Below are 14,579 nucleotides of genomic sequence, written 5' to 3'. Positions count from 1 at the left end.
AAAGGGCGTGTGCCGCTCGAGGTTCGAAAGCGGCCTGGCGAAGTGTCTTTGAGATAGGGGATTTGGAGCTTAGTTCCCGCCTTATGTGGTGAGGGAGCTTGCTCCCGCCGGGCGGTACTGGCGACGCGTTTTTCAATGAAAGAACGCGTCGTCAGGTTTTGCGACTGCTGCGCAGTCGAGCGGGAGCTAGCTCCCTCGCCACAGTCAGACTGCAGCGGCGGGGCGCAGGGAGTAGGTTTTCAACTGATCGGCGAAGTCGCGCAGGGATTGAATCCCGCTGGCTTCTGCTTCGTGTACCCAATCCTTGATGGCGGCCAGCATGTCGTGACCATTTGAACTGGTCTTGACCCAGATCTGCTGCAAGGCCAAGCGTTTCTCGTAAATTACCTTCAGCGCCTGACTGTGCTCGAGCATGGTCTGGATGCGAATGTGGTGTTTGTCATCCAGCAGGCTGGTTTCCCGCGAGAGCAGGCGCTTGGCGCGATGGAACTGGTGACGGACCGAGTGATCGACCTTTTCCAGCTCTTGTTTGACCAGCGGTGCGATCACCAATTTGCGGTACTGGGCCATGATCTGGAAGCGGTTGTTGAGGATCGCCATGGCGGTGTCCATGTCCAGGTTGCCTTTGCCTTCGACCCGATGGGCGATGGGCGCGACCCGCTGAACCTTGGCCAGACGCAAGAAGCTGAAGACCTGGATCCAGGCCCAGCCGAGATCGAATTCCCACTTCTTCACCGACAGTTTTGCCGAATTAGGGTAGGTGTGATGGTTGTTATGCAGTTCTTCGCCGCCGATCAGGATGCCCCACGGCACCAGATTGGTCGCCGCATCGCGGCATTCGAAGTTGCGGTAGCCGACGGCATGGCCCAGGCCATTGACCACGCCGGCGGCCCAGACCGGGATCCACATCATCTGGATCGCCCAGATGGTGATGCCGATGGTGCCGAACAGCAGCAGGTCGATGACGCCCATGATCGCCACGCCCAGCAGCGGAAAACGGCTGTACAGGTTGCGTTCGATCCAGTCTTCGGGGCAGTTCTTGCCGTAGATGCGCAGGGTCTCGGGGTTTTCCGCCTCGGCACGGTACAGCTCGGCGCCTTTGCGCAAAACGGTGGACAGGCCCTTGATGACCGGGCTGTGCGGGTCATCGACGGTTTCGCATTTGGCGTGGTGCTTGCGGTGGATAGCGGTCCACTCGCGGGTGTTCTGTGCCGTGGTCAGCCACAGCCAGAAGCGGAAGAAATGTTTCAGGCCAGCATTGAGCTCAAGCGAGCGATGGGCTGAATAACGATGCAGATAGACCGTGACGCCGATGATCGTCACGTGGGTCATCAGCAGGGTGACTGCCACCAGTGACCAGGGCGACAAGCCGAGAAAACCTTCGTACCACATAGGCTATTGGGCCCTCGATAAAGAAAAAACAGCCGTTGCATTATCACTGAGCCCACAGATAAAACCAGTCGCCCTTTCAGATAAGAGTGGCCGGATGTTTCTTTAAACTATAATTCCATCCACTTTTAAGGGACATGGACGACCTAATGGCTGCTACCTATCGCGATGCTCTGCGTGCAGCGCTGCTTTATCTTCTGGTTTCTGTCGGTTGGCTGCAGTTCAGTGGCCATTTATTGAACAGTTTCTTCGATAGCTCTGGCGAGCTAATGCGATGGCAACTGATCAACGGTTATGCCTGGGTGGTGTTCAGTGCCGGTTTGATTTTTTTTGCCCGGGCGCGATTGTTCCGTTGCCTGGGGATCGGCGCCAAGTTGCGTGAGCGTGCTGAAGACCGTGAGCGCTTGCGTCAGGCGGCGGCGGTATTCGATTGCACCCGTGAAGGGGTGCTGGTCACTGATAACCAGGGCCTGATCGTTCATGTGAACCGGGCCTTCATGCAAATCACCGGCTATCAGAGCGAGGAGGTGCTCGGCCAGCGGCCCAGTCTGTTCAAGTCCGGTCATCACCCGCCGGCTTTCTACCAGGCGATGTTCGCGACACTCAACAGCACCGGCGAGTGGAGCGGGGAAATCTGGAATCGTCGCAAAAGCGGCGAGATTTACCCGCAATGGCAGACCATCCGCATCATTGACGACGAGAGGGGGCGGCGCAGCCATTACGTGGCAGTGTTTTCCGACATAAGCGCCATCAAGAACTCCGAACATGAGCTGACGCACCTGGCTCACTACGATCCGCTGACCGACCTCCCCAACCGCTTGTTGTTCACCGACCGCACCGAGCAGGCCCTGGCTTCGGCGCAGACCCACAAGCGCGGCTGCGCGTTACTGATGATCGATCTTGATCACTTCAAGATGATCAACGACAGCCTCGGGCATAGCATTGGGGACCAGCTGCTCAAGGGCGTGGCCGAGCGTTTGAGTGCGATGGTCGGTCCGGGAATCACCCTGGCGCGCCTTGGCGGTGACGAGTTCGCCGTGCTGGCTGAAAGCTGTCCGCAAATGGTGCACGCGGCGGCGCTGGCTCAGCGGATCATCGATGGCCTCAAAGAGCCGTTCCAGATCGACGGGCATCAGTTGTTCGTCAATATCAGCGTCGGCATCAGCCTGTTCCCCGGCGACGCCTTGAGCGCCGAGCAGCTGTTGCGCAACTCCGACTCGGCGCTGTTCAAGGCCAAGAGTGCCGGCCGCAACGGCTACGCCCTCTATACCGAAGAGTTGACCGCCCATGCCCAGCAACGGGTCGAGACGGCATTCGAATTACGCCGTGCGCTGGAACAGCAGGAGTTGCGGGTTTATTACCAGCCGGTTCACAACCTCAAGACCAGCCGCCTGATCGGCGTCGAGGCATTGGTGCGCTGGGAGCATCCGCAGCGAGGGTTGGTGTCGCCGGCAGAATTCATTCCCATTGCCGAGCGCACTGGTCTGATCGCCGAAATTGATGCCTGGGTGATGCGTCAGGCGTGTGAGCAGATGTGCCAGTGGCAGCAGGCCGGGGTCGTGGTGTCGTTTGTCGCGGTGAATGTTTCTTCTCGGCTGTTCGCCCGCCGTGAGCTGTTTGGGCAGGTGGCGAAGGTGCTGCACGAAACCGGGCTGGACCCTGCCTGTCTGGAGCTGGAAGTCACTGAGAGCGCTGTGATGGATGACCCTGAAGTCGCGCTGGAGCAGATGCACCGGTTGCGTGAATTAGGCGTTCGGCTGGCCATCGATGACTTCGGTACAGGTTATTCGTCGTTGCTGCGCCTCAAGCGAATGCCGGTACAGAAACTCAAGATCGATCAGGGCTTCGTGGCGGGGTTGCCGTGGGATGAGGATGACGCGGCGATTGTGCGGGTGATCATTGCGCTGGCCCAGAGCATGGGGATGCAGGTTCATGCCGAGGGGATCGAGCAGGTCGAGCAGGCGGGTTTCCTGCTCGAACACGGCTGCGATCTGGGGCAGGGGTACTGGTTTGGACGGCCGGTGCCGGCCGGGCAGCTGGATTGGTACCGGACTCCACAGATTCTGCAGCACTGATCGTTCCCACGCTCTGCGTGGTAATGCCGCCCGGGACGCTCCGCGTTCCTTCTCAAGCCTGACGCAGAGCATCACAGGATGCATTCCCACGCAGAGCGTGGGAACGATCAGTCTTCGGGTGTTATTTTGGTTATATTAAAATTCTTAAATAGTCTTTTTAAGAATATCTGCGCTTATCTACTATTGGCCTCACGCCGCAAGCAGTCCCGCCACTGCCAGGCAACCTCTAGTTGAAGGAGCAGCACCATGAGCGCATCCCTACGTAGCGTTGACGGCCAGGACGAAGCAACCATTTTGCGTGAGATCCAGAGCGCCTTGCGCGATCTGCGTTTTGGCGCAGTAGAAATCACCGTGCACAACGCTCAGGTGGTCCAGATCGAACGCAAAGAGAAATTCCGGTTGCAGAACCCAAGCAACAAACCGAGCTGAATCAAAGATCAAAAGATCGCAGCCTGCGGCAGCTCCTGGGGGGCTTTGTGTAGGAGCTGCCGAAGGCTGCGATCTTTGACAGGCAACCCCGATTCCAGACCATAAAAAGCCAACACAATCAGAATTCCAGGAGCTTTCACCATGTCGTCGATTCGTCATTTCGCTTTGGCCGCCCTGGCCAGTGCCCTTTTTGCGGGTTCCGCGGTTGCCAAGGATTACGAGCTGCTTAACGTATCGTACGACCCGACTCGCGAGCTGTATCAGGACTACAACGCCGAATTCGTCAAGTTCTGGCAGAAAGAACACGCCGGCGACAGCGTGAAAATCCAGCAGTCCCACGGTGGTTCGGGCAAGCAAGGTCGGGCAGTGATCGACGGTCTGCGTGCCGACGTGGTGACCCTGGCCCTGGCCGGTGACATCGACGAAATCGCCAAACTCGGCAAGACCCTGCCAGCGGATTGGCAGAAGCGTCTGCCGCAAGCGAGCACGCCTTACACCTCGACCATCGTGTTCCTGGTGCGCAAGGGCAACCCTAAAGGCATCAAGGACTGGGGCGACTTGACCAAGAACGGCGTGGAAGTCATCACCCCAAACCCGAAAACTTCCGGCGGCGCCCGCTGGAACTTCCTCGCCGCGTGGGCTTATGGCCTGAAAGCCAATGGCGGTAACGAAGCGAAAGCCAAGGAATACGTGCAAACCCTGTTCAAACACGTTCCTGTGCTAGATACCGGTGCTCGCGGTTCGACCATTACCTTCGTCAACAATGGTCAGGGCGACGTGTTGCTGGCCTGGGAAAACGAAGCCTTCCTGGCCCTGAAAGAAGACGGTGGCGCTGACAAGTTCGACATTGTCGTGCCTTCGCTGTCGATCCTCGCCGAACCTCCGGTCGCCGTGGTCGACAAGAACGCCGAGAAAAAGGGCAACACCGAGATCGCCGAAGCGTACCTCAAGCACCTGTACAGCCCGGTTGGCCAGGAAATCGCGGCAAAGAACTTCTATCGTCCACGTGACAAGGATGTTGCCGCCAAGTACGCCAAACAGTTCCCGACACTGGACCTGGTGACCATCGACAAGGACTTCGGCGGCTGGAAAACCGCTCAACCGAAATTCTTCAACGACGGTGGTGTGTTCGACCAGATTTATCAGGCGCAATAACCTGTAAATAGATCTGCCAATGTGCAATCCATGTGGGAGCGGGCTTGCTCGCGAAGACGGCGGCACAGTCAACTTCGATGTCGCCTGGCACACCGCCTTCGCGAGCAAGCCCGCTCCCACAGGTTTAGCGTTTCAACAGGCCCCGATTTCACCGTCGGGGCTTAGCGCGTTATCAACCAAGGACTTTTATGTCGCGTCGTATCTCCCCCGTCATACCCGGCTTCGGGCTGACGCTGGGCTACACCTTGGTGTACCTCAGCCTGATTGTGCTCATTCCACTGGCGGCGATGTTCGTGCATGCCGCTCAACTCACCTGGGACCAGTTCTGGGCAATTATCTCGGCGCCACGGGTGCTGGCGGCGTTGAAGCTCAGCTTCGGCACCGCGCTCTATGCCGCGATCATCAACGGCATCATCGGCACGCTGCTGGCCTGGGTGCTGGTGCGCTATACCTTCCCTGGACGCAAAGTCATCGATGCGATGATCGACTTACCCTTCGCATTGCCCACCGCCGTGGCCGGTATCGCGCTGACTGCGCTATACGCGCCCAATGGTTGGGTGGGTCAGTTTGCAGCGGAGCTGGGTTTCAAGATCGCGTATACCCCCCTCGGCATCACCCTTGCCCTCACTTTTGTGACACTTCCATTCGTAGTACGTACCGTACAGCCAGTATTGGCCGATATCCCGCGTGAAGTGGAAGAAGCGGCGGCATGCCTGGGTGCAAAACCGTTGCAGGTTTTCCGCCATATTCTGGTGCCCGCGCTGTTGCCAGCCTGGCTGACCGGTTTCGCGTTGGCCTTTGCCCGCGGGGTCGGCGAGTACGGTTCGGTGATTTTCATTGCTGGCAACATGCCGATGAAAACCGAGATTTTGCCGTTGCTGATCATGGTCAAACTCGACCAGTACGATTACACCGGCGCCACGTCCATTGGTGTACTGATGCTGGTGGTTTCCTTCGTCCTGTTGCTGCTGATCAACTTGCTGCAACGACGCATCGAAACCCCATAAGGAGGCGCAGAAATGTCCCAATCGTCTATTGCTGCTGCTTCCTCGAACGCCGCCCGCCGTGGCAGTGCTTCATCGCGGCGAATCCTGATCGGCCTTGGCTGGCTGGTGTTCACCCTGTTCCTGTTGCTGCCCCTGGTGATCGTGGTGTCTCAGGGCCTGAAGCTCGGAATCGGTGCGTTCTTCACCGCGATCTTCGAACCCGACGCTTTGTCGGCCCTGAAACTCACGGTGATCGCCGTGCTGATTTCGGTGCCGCTTAACCTGGTGTTTGGCGTCAGCGCTGCATGGTGCGTGAGCAAGTACTCGTTCCGTGGCAAAAGTATGCTGGTCACGCTGATCGACCTGCCGTTCTCGGTTTCGCCAGTGATCGCCGGTCTGGTCTATGTGTTGATGTTCGGCGCCCAGGGCCTGTTCGGGCCGTGGCTGCAGGATCACGACATCCAGATCGTCTTTGCGCTGCCGGGCATCGTACTGGCGACGATCTTCGTCACCGTGCCGTTCGTGGCGCGCGAGCTGATTCCGCTGATGCAGGAACAAGGCACACAGGAAGAAGAGGCCGCGCGCCTGCTCGGGGCCAATGGCTGGCAGATGTTCTGGCACGTCACCGTTCCTAACATCAAATGGGGCCTGATCTACGGCGTGGTGCTGTGTACGGCGCGGGCCATGGGTGAGTTCGGTGCGGTGTCGGTGGTTTCCGGGCACATTCGCGGGGTGACCAACACCCTGCCGCTGCACGTCGAGATCCTATACAACGAATACAACCACGTGGCCGCGTTCGCCGTGGCGAGCCTGTTGCTGATCCTGGCGCTCTTCATCCTGCTGCTCAAGCAGTGGAGCGAAAACCGTATTAACCGCCTGCGCGCCAGCGCCGCGGAGGAATAAGTCATGTCGATTGAAGTGCGTAACGTCAGCAAGAATTTTCACGCGTTCAAGGCGCTGGACAACATCAGCCTGGACATTCAAAGCGGCGAACTCGTGGCGCTGCTTGGCCCCTCGGGTTGCGGTAAAACCACGTTGCTGCGGATCATCGCTGGTCTGGAAACCCCGGATCAGGGCAACATCGTGTTCCACGGTGAAGACGTCTCCGGCCATGATGTGCGTGATCGCAACGTCGGTTTCGTGTTCCAGCACTACGCGCTGTTCCGCCACATGACCGTGTTCGACAACGTTGCGTTCGGTCTGCGCATGAAGCCGAAAAACCAGCGCCCGAGCGAAAGCCAGATCGCGGTGAAAGTCCACGAGCTGCTGAACATGGTGCAACTGGATTGGCTGTCGGATCGCTACCCGGAACAACTCTCTGGCGGTCAGCGCCAGCGTATTGCCTTGGCTCGTGCCTTGGCGGTGGAACCGAAGGTCCTGCTGCTCGACGAACCCTTCGGCGCCCTTGATGCCAAGGTCCGTAAAGAACTGCGTCGCTGGTTGGCACGCCTGCACGAGGACATCAACCTGACCTCGGTGTTCGTGACCCACGACCAGGAAGAAGCGATGGAAGTCGCCGACCGCATCGTGGTGATGAACAAGGGCGTGATCGAGCAGATCGGCTCACCGGGCGACGTCTACGAAAACCCGGCCAGCGATTTCGTTTATCACTTCCTGGGTGACTCGAACCGGTTGCATCTGGGTGACGACAACCATGTGCTGTTCCGTCCTCACGAGGTGTCGCTGTCGCGTCATGAGCTGGAGGATCACCACGCCGCCGAGGTGCGGGATATTCGCCCGTTGGGCGCGACGACACGGGTGACGCTGAAGGTCGAAGGCCAAAGCGAATTGATCGAAGCTGAAGTGGTGAAAGATCACGACAGCCTGATCGGGTTGGCGAAGGGCGAGACGCTGTTCTTCAAGCCGAAGGTCTGGCAGAAACTCGCCAACCTCTAAAGCAAAAGCTTCGCGAGCAAGCCCGCTCCCACAGTGAATCTGCGTTGAACACACATCTGTGGCCAACTCTAAACCCTGTGGGAGCGGGCTTGCTCGCGAAGGCGTCTTACGCCGCTGCGCCTTTCTGTCGCAAACGCACACCACCCACCCGCGCCTCGATCTGCTCTTTGAGGTCATGCCGCAACCCCAGCAAAAACGCCAGCTCAACCACCACAAACAACGGCCCGACAATCAACCCCGTCACATCATCGACGAACGCCGGCTTGCGTCCTTCGTAGTGATGACCGACAAACTGAATCGCCCAACCCACCACAAACATCCCGATGCCGCTTGCCAGCCAGATCAGCGTGCTTTGCTGCGCAAGAACCTGGCCTGCCCAAATGCACAGGCCGAGCAACACGGTCATCAACAACCCGAGGCGCAACTCCAGGCGCAGGTAAAACCACGCCGACGCCAGCGCAATCAGCACCGCCGGTGAAACCCAGCCTCCGACCCATTGGGGCCGCGAGAGCAACACCGCAACCGCCACCACAATGAGCGGAATACCGATAAAGTGGCTGGCAATATTGCGCGGGTCACGGTGGTAGGCGGCGTATTGACTGAGATGGTCGACGAGGCTTTTCATTGTTGTTCCTCCTGTTGGGTGATGGATCATGCCCCGGGTCCACATTTCGCTCTGTCAGGCAGGCGACAATCTCCAGGAGTTTTCATGGACATGCAGGTTTGGCGTTCGCGGCTGGATAAAGGGCAGTGGTTCAGCCATTTACCTGTTCCTTTACAGGATAGTCTGCTGGCCGCCGCCAGGGTGCGGCGGTTGTCGCCAGGCCAGCGGCTGTTCAAACGCGGCGATCCACCGTGCGGGCTGTACGCGGTACTCGAAGGTTCGGTGCGCATAGGCGCGGTGAGCGAGCAGGGCAAGGAGGCGCTGTTGAGCCTGGTGGAGTCGCCCCACTGGTTCGGCGAAATCTGTCTGTTTGATAGTCAGCCGCGCACTCATGATGCGTTCGGTCTGGGTCATTGCGTCCTGTTGCACATCCCGCAAACCGTGCTGCTGAGGTTGCTTGATGAGCAACCGGCGTACTGGCGGCAACTGGCATTGCTGATGAGCCAGAAACTGCGCCTGACCTTCATCAATCTCGAACAGTTGAGCCTGATGCCAACCGCCGCTCGACTGGCTCATCGCTTGCTGATGATCGCCGAGGGTTACGGCGAAATCGACCCGCCGCGACGGGTGTTGCAACTGCCCCAGGAACAATTGGCGTCGATGCTCTCGCTGTCGCGCCAGACCACCAACCAGATTCTCAAGGACTTGCAGGGGCAGGGGATTGTGAATCTCAGGTACGGCGAGATCGAGATTCTGGATGCACAACGGTTGCGAATGTTGGCGATTATCTGAAACCCGGCATTAGGGGTGGGCTTTGGACGCGAAGGCGCCTAGCCTGTGATGACGACAATCGAGGTGTGCCATGCGAGTGCTGTTAGTAGAAGACGAACCGGAGACCGCCAAACTCCTGGCTAAAGGTCTGAACGAGGCAAGTTACTCAGTCGATGTGGCAGTCAACGGTATGGACGGCCGTCGTTTCATCGAGTCTGGCGAATACGAGCTGATCATCCTCGACGTGATGCTGCCCGGGCTCAATGGCTGGCAGTTGCTGCAGCAGATCCGCAAGCTCGGTGATACGCCGGTGCTGTTCCTGACCACCAGGGACGGCATCGAGGATCGCCTGCGCGATCTGGAGTTGCATGAGGATGATTACCTGCTCAAGCCGTTTGCCGTGAGTGAACTGGTGAAGCGGGTGCGCAAGTTGTTGCGGCGGGATCGGGGGCGCTGAGACCGGTTCCGATCAATCAATGAGCTAGACTTCGACTTGTTTATGCATTAAATACAATGCAAATAGGTAATTTCGGTAAATATGCACTGTATATAGTGCAGGTTGGGTGGAATGGAAAACCTCGGCGAATTGATCAGGTTGCTGCGCAAAGAACGAAAGATGTCTCAACAAGACCTGGCCAAGCAGTACGGCATGAGCCGTTCCACGATTTCGGGTATCGAGAACAACACTATTTCCGAAATTGGCCTGCGCAAGGTTGAAGCGATCCTCAATGGCTTCGGGTACGAACTGACGGCCGTGCCGCGGCGGTCGACGCGTCCTACACTGGACACCCTCAAAAAGGTGAACTTCCATGGGTGAGCAGCAGGAAAAGGACAGGCTGCACATCAGTGTTTCCGGCACAACGGTCGGAACCTTGGGCCGTGGTCAGTCTCGCGTTGATTCAGTGTTTGCCTATGCCGAAGACGCGCTGGAAGAAAACGCGGTCTCGTTGACCATGCCCGCTCGCCTCGAGAGCTACACGTGGGAGCGAGGTGTACCGCCGGTTTTTGAAATGAATCTACCGGAAGGTTCTCTGCGCGATGAATTGACTCGTCGCTTCAGCAAGGCGATTCGAGGGTTTGACGACTTCGCGATGTTGGCGATCGTCGGCCCGCACCAGCTTGGGCGAGTGGGGATTAAAAACGCGCAAGAGGCGAGTTACCGGCTACCAGAAACCAGCCTTGCGGATCTGCTGGTTCATGACGGTGCGCAAGGTTTGTTCGAAGACTTGCTACACACTTATGGCCAATATTCGGGCGTTTCCGGTGTGCAGCCGAAGGTGCTTATCCGTGACAGTGCAACAACTGTCGATCGATTGACCCATCGAGGAGCAACGCATCTGGTCAAATCGTTTCGGCCAGAGGAGTACCCTGAACTTGCTGCCAACGAATATTTCTGCATGAGGGCTGCGCTGCATTCGGGTCTTGAAGTGCCGGTTTTCGAACTGAGCGATCACGGTAAATTTCTGGTCGTCGAACGTTTCGATCTGAATGAAAGAGGTTATCTGGGCTTTGAGGATTTCTGCGTGCTCAATGCCTGGCCTTCGAAGGCCAAATACGACGGTTCGTACGAAGGCGCCGCGAGGCAGATCAAGGAGTTTGTCTCCCCGCCGTTGCTCAACGACGCCCTTGAGTCTTTTTTCAAAATTGTGGCGTTGTCGTCCGCTCTGAAGAATGGCGATGCTCACCTCAAGAACTTCGGTGTGCTGTACGAACATTGCGGGGCTGATGCGCAAATCAGACTGGCTCCGGCCTATGACATCGTCACGACTTCGGTCTACATCAAGGCAGACAGTATGGCGTTGCTGTTAGGCGGATCAAAGGCGTGGCCCAAATACAAAATGCTGATGCGTTTTGGTCGGTCGGCTTGCAACCTGACCGAGGGACGGTGCAATGAACTGCTGCAGCAAGTCGCTCAGGGAATGGATGTTGCGAAGGCGGAAATGGTTGATTACATCAGGGGAAATGGCGCCTTTGCCAGGGTTGGCGAAGCGATGATCGAGCAGTGGGAATCAGGTGTAGTCCGCAGCTTGGTCAAAAGCTGATCACCGCAACCCATCCCGAAATTGCCCCGGTGTCATCCCGGTCCAGCGCTTGAACGCGCGGCTGAAGCTGCTCGTGTCCGCAAATCCCAGCAGATAGCTGATCTCGCTCAATGAGCATTGCGGATCGCGCAGATGCAGCAGCGCCAGGTTCTCGCGACTCTCGTTGAGCAGCGTATCGAACCGGCAACCCTCGTCCGCCAGATGCCGTTGCAGGCTGCGCAAACTCAGGTGCAGGGCTTGGGCGATGTGTTCGGCGCTGGGCTCGCCTTCAGGCAATTGCTCCTCAATGGCGTCGCGAACCTTGCGTTCCCAGGTCAGGGGTTTGAGTTGGGCGAGGGTGCGTTTGAGCACGGTTTCGTTGTGCTCGGCCAGTTCCGGGTTGGCGTCGTCCAGGTGGCTGTCGAAGTCCACGACGGCGAATTCCAGTCGGTCTTCATCGGCGGCGAAGTACACCGGTGAGCGGAAGACTTTGTGCCATTGATGCGGGTCCGCCGGTTCCGGACGACGCAGGTACACCGCCAGCGGGGCGTAATCGCGGCCCAGGCGGTTGCGGCAGGTGCGTACGTAAATCGCCGTGAAGGCGTCGATGGCTTCGAAGGCCGGGGCCGGATTGCCTGGCGGGATTTTCAGGCGGAAACGGTAGCGGTCGTCGGCGCGAGTCAGTTCCAGGTCCAGGGCATCGCTGACCACCTGGTGATAACGCACGATGCGCTCGAACACTTCTCGCAGACTGCCGCTGGCCACCAGCGCATAACCGAGTGCGTGAAACGTGGTGGGGCTGACGAAGCGCGATACCCGTAAACCAATCGCCGGGTCGCCGCTGACTTGCACCGCGATTTCCCACAGGCGCGTGGTACCGGACAACGGGTAACGGGCGTTCGGGTCGTCCATCAGTTGCGGGTCGAGCCCCGCTTGTTGGCACAGGGCGGTGCTGTCGAGGCCCAGCGCATCGAGTTGCTTGCGCAGGGCGCGGGTCCAGCTGGCGAGGGAGGTCGGTTCAGTCATGCTGATTGGCGCTTCCGGTCAACAGGTTGGCGTTCACGGCTACCGCGTTGCGAGGGCTCACAAGGCAGGATGCGAACATCAATAACCAGAGGATGGAAGCATGCACGGTACTTCTGCAAGTCCCCAGCGACTGAATGTTGCTCAGCGATCAGCACATATTCGCCAAGTGGTGCTGGCCAAGGGGGTCGAACTGCGTCAGCGCTACCCGATTCTCAACCATCAGGACGCCTTGGGCGCGGGCATTCTGGCCTTTGCACTGATCGGCATGATGGGCTCGGCGACGCTCTACATGACCGGGCACATGGCGTGGTGGGCATGCCTGTTGCTCAACGCATTTTTTGCCTCGTTGACCCACGAGCTGGAACACGACCTGATTCATAGCATGTACTTCCGCAAACAGCGCGTGCCGCACAACCTGATGATGGGACTGGTGTGGCTGGCGCGGCCGAGCACGATCAATCCGTGGATTCGTCGGCATCTGCACCTCAATCACCACAAAGTCTCCGGCACAGAATCCGACATGGAAGAGCGTGCCATTACCAACGGCGAACCTTGGGGTTTTGCGCGGCTGTTGATGGTCGGCGACAACGTGATGTCGGCGTACATTCGTATGCTGCGGGCCAAGACTCGGGCTCACAAGATCAGCATCATCAAGCGCGCGCTGAAGGTCTACGCGCCGCTGGCACTGGTGCATTGGGGCGCTTGGTACATGTTCCTGGGCTTCCATGCGGCCAATGGCATCGCTCATCTGCTGGGTACGCCTATCGAATGGTCGGCGACCACGTTGTCGGTGATGCAGGTGATCGATATCGCTGCCGTGGTGATCATCGGCCCTAACGTGTTGCGTACCTTTTGCCTGCATTTCGTCAGCTCGAACATGCACTACTACGGTGACGTGGAGCCGGGCAATGTGATCCAGCAGACCCAGGTGCTGAACCCTTGGTGGATGTGGCCGTTGCAGGCGTTCTGCTTCAACTTCGGCAGCACTCACGGGATTCATCATTTTGTGGTGAAGGAACCGTTTTACATCCGTCAGATGACCGTGTCGGAGGCGCATAAAGTGATGCGCGAGATGGGCGTGCGGTTCAATGATTTAGGGACGTTTGGGCGGGCGAATCGATTTGTGCGCAAGGAAAGAGCAGAGGCACAGGAGGTGCGTCCCGTTCAGGCTTGATCGATGTGTCCGGAAACTCAACCCGTCATCAATCTGACCCAAAAGGACGATACGTTATGACGCAAGCAGGGCTGTTTGGTGGTTGCTGTATCGCTGATTGATATATGTGTTTTGGATCTAACAAAGTAATTAAATATTCCTTTATTAGATAACCATTACAGCCAATCATCGCGCTATCAAATGTTGAGTTTCCGGGGCCGTCTCCTTGGCAGGGTGCGGTCCCTTTTTTTGTCTGGAGAAACCCTTGTGGGAGCGGGCTTGCTCGCGAAGACGGAGAGTCAGGCGACATGAATGTTGAAGGTGAGGGCGCCTTCGCGAGCAAGCCCGCTCCCATATTGATCGCGTTGTTTATTCGATATTGGTCTTAATAAATAGCTTCTTATTCCTTAACGAATATAACTCTCCTCCCTATACTCGCTCAGGAACAGACACGCAGCAGGAGAGTTCCCCCATGCGCAACGAATCAATTCGCTACCTGATTGTGCCGGGCTGGCAAGGATCGCCAGACGATCATTGGCAAAGCCATTGGCAGAACAGCCTGCCGAACAGCGCGCGGGTGGAACAGGCCGACTGGCTGACGCCGCGTCGTGAAGACTGGGTCGCGGCACTGGCTGAGGCGATTGCCGTCGACAGCACCCCGGTGATCCTGATCGCCCATAGCCTGGGTTGCATCACTGTCGCGCATTGGGCCGCCACGGCGCCCGGGCAGTTTTTGCGTCAGGTTCGCGGCGCCTTGCTGGTCGCCCCGGCGGACGTCGAGCGTGCGGCCTGCGCACCGGCCCTGCGCAATTTCGCACCGATTCCAACCCACCTGCTGCCGTTCCCGAGTCAGGTTGTCAGCTCCGACAACGACAGCGCCGTCAGCGCGCCGCGTGCGATGGAGCTGGCGCGCAACTGGGGCGCCGAGGCGGGGATTTTGTCGGGTGCCGGACACATCAATGTGAAGTCCGGTCACCAACGCTGGGAGCAGGGTTTTGCTTATCTCTATCGCTTGCAAAACCGAATGGAACACCACGCCCTGCGCCGCGCTTGAACCTTTTCTTTTTTGCTTTT

Annotated in this window: 15 protein-coding genes; 12 read left to right on the top strand and 3 right to left on the bottom strand. The window is 58.2% G+C overall.

The features are described from left to right. Positions 1-204 precede the first annotated feature (204 nt). On the bottom strand, positions 205-1,392 hold the full coding sequence (gene desA / locus DFS28_RS09510; protein ID WP_111449515.1) for a delta-9 fatty acid desaturase DesA: 1,188 nt from the start codon (positions 1,390-1,392) through the stop codon (positions 205-207). A gap of 146 nt (positions 1,393-1,538) precedes the next feature. Here desA and dibA point away from each other — a divergent pair, with 146 nt between their 5' ends. The 6 genes from dibA (at position 1,539) to DFS28_RS09475 (ending at position 7,930) form a co-directional block, all read left to right on the top strand. Further along, a complete protein-coding gene (dibA, locus tag DFS28_RS09505; protein ID WP_111449514.1) occupies positions 1,539-3,464 on the top strand; it encodes a phosphodiesterase DibA in 1,926 nt (641 codons plus the stop codon). A 246-nt stretch (positions 3,465-3,710) separates the two neighbouring features. After that, positions 3,711-3,893 carry a sulfur starvation response protein OscA gene (oscA, locus tag DFS28_RS09500; RefSeq protein WP_007945260.1) on the top strand — a complete coding sequence of 61 codons (183 nt, stop codon included), beginning with the start codon at positions 3,711-3,713 and terminating at the stop codon, positions 3,891-3,893. 141 nt (positions 3,894-4,034) lie between these two features. Next, the gene (locus DFS28_RS09495) at positions 4,035-5,048 is read left to right on the top strand and encodes a sulfate ABC transporter substrate-binding protein (protein WP_111449513.1); all 1,014 of its coding nucleotides are present in this window, start codon (positions 4,035-4,037) and stop codon (positions 5,046-5,048) included. A gap of 188 nt (positions 5,049-5,236) precedes the next feature. Continuing rightward, complete coding sequence (gene cysT / locus DFS28_RS09485; protein WP_111449512.1) at positions 5,237-6,055, top strand: sulfate ABC transporter permease subunit CysT; 819 nt, start codon at positions 5,237-5,239, stop codon at positions 6,053-6,055. Between the two features lie 12 nt (positions 6,056-6,067). After that, complete coding sequence (gene cysW / locus DFS28_RS09480; protein ID WP_111449511.1) at positions 6,068-6,937, top strand: sulfate ABC transporter permease subunit CysW; 870 nt, start codon at positions 6,068-6,070, stop codon at positions 6,935-6,937. A 3-nt stretch (positions 6,938-6,940) separates the two neighbouring features. Next, the gene (locus DFS28_RS09475) at positions 6,941-7,930 is read left to right on the top strand and encodes a sulfate/molybdate ABC transporter ATP-binding protein (RefSeq protein ID WP_102616212.1); all 990 of its coding nucleotides are present in this window, start codon (positions 6,941-6,943) and stop codon (positions 7,928-7,930) included. A 106-nt stretch (positions 7,931-8,036) separates the two neighbouring features. Here DFS28_RS09475 and DFS28_RS09470 read toward each other — a convergent pair whose 3' ends face one another. Next, positions 8,037-8,555: a DUF962 domain-containing protein gene (locus DFS28_RS09470; protein ID WP_111449510.1), complete on the bottom strand. Its 519-nt coding sequence runs from the start codon at positions 8,553-8,555 to the stop codon at positions 8,037-8,039. Between the two features lie 84 nt (positions 8,556-8,639). On the opposite strand from DFS28_RS09470, the gene DFS28_RS09465 reads away from it, so the two are divergent. The 4 genes from DFS28_RS09465 (at position 8,640) to DFS28_RS09450 (ending at position 11,347) form a co-directional block, all read left to right on the top strand. After that, positions 8,640-9,326, top strand: a complete 687-nt coding sequence (locus DFS28_RS09465) for a Crp/Fnr family transcriptional regulator (protein ID WP_111449509.1) — start codon at positions 8,640-8,642, stop codon at positions 9,324-9,326. A 70-nt stretch (positions 9,327-9,396) separates the two neighbouring features. Beyond that, a complete protein-coding gene (locus DFS28_RS09460; RefSeq protein WP_111449508.1) occupies positions 9,397-9,762 on the top strand; it encodes a response regulator in 366 nt (121 codons plus the stop codon). A gap of 111 nt (positions 9,763-9,873) precedes the next feature. Then, a complete protein-coding gene (locus DFS28_RS09455) occupies positions 9,874-10,122 on the top strand; it encodes a helix-turn-helix domain-containing protein (protein ID WP_056745799.1) in 249 nt (82 codons plus the stop codon). Beyond that, complete coding sequence (locus DFS28_RS09450) at positions 10,115-11,347, top strand: type II toxin-antitoxin system HipA family toxin (protein ID WP_111449507.1); 1,233 nt, start codon at positions 10,115-10,117, stop codon at positions 11,345-11,347. The genes DFS28_RS09455 and DFS28_RS09450 overlap by 8 nt, the downstream gene beginning before the upstream one ends. Here the strand turns inward: DFS28_RS09450 and DFS28_RS09445 are convergent, their stop codons facing one another. Beyond that, the gene (locus tag DFS28_RS09445; RefSeq protein WP_111449506.1) at positions 11,348-12,352 is read right to left on the bottom strand and encodes an AraC family transcriptional regulator; all 1,005 of its coding nucleotides are present in this window, start codon (positions 12,350-12,352) and stop codon (positions 11,348-11,350) included. It lies immediately after the preceding gene. A gap of 100 nt (positions 12,353-12,452) precedes the next feature. On the opposite strand from DFS28_RS09445, the gene DFS28_RS09440 reads away from it, so the two are divergent. Both DFS28_RS09440 and DFS28_RS09435 read left to right on the top strand, forming a co-directional pair. Next, entirely contained in the window at positions 12,453-13,526 is a 1,074-nt protein-coding gene (locus DFS28_RS09440) for a fatty acid desaturase (protein WP_111449505.1), read from the top strand. A gap of 451 nt (positions 13,527-13,977) precedes the next feature. Next, on the top strand, positions 13,978-14,559 hold the full coding sequence (locus DFS28_RS09435) for an alpha/beta hydrolase (RefSeq protein WP_111449504.1): 582 nt from the start codon (positions 13,978-13,980) through the stop codon (positions 14,557-14,559). Positions 14,560-14,579 lie beyond the last annotated feature (20 nt).

It is taken from the genome of Pseudomonas sp. 478 (assembly GCF_003254125.1).
In the GTDB taxonomy this organism is placed as follows: domain Bacteria; phylum Pseudomonadota; class Gammaproteobacteria; order Pseudomonadales; family Pseudomonadaceae; genus Aquipseudomonas.
This window is presented reverse-complemented; position numbering and strand designations above follow the sequence as displayed.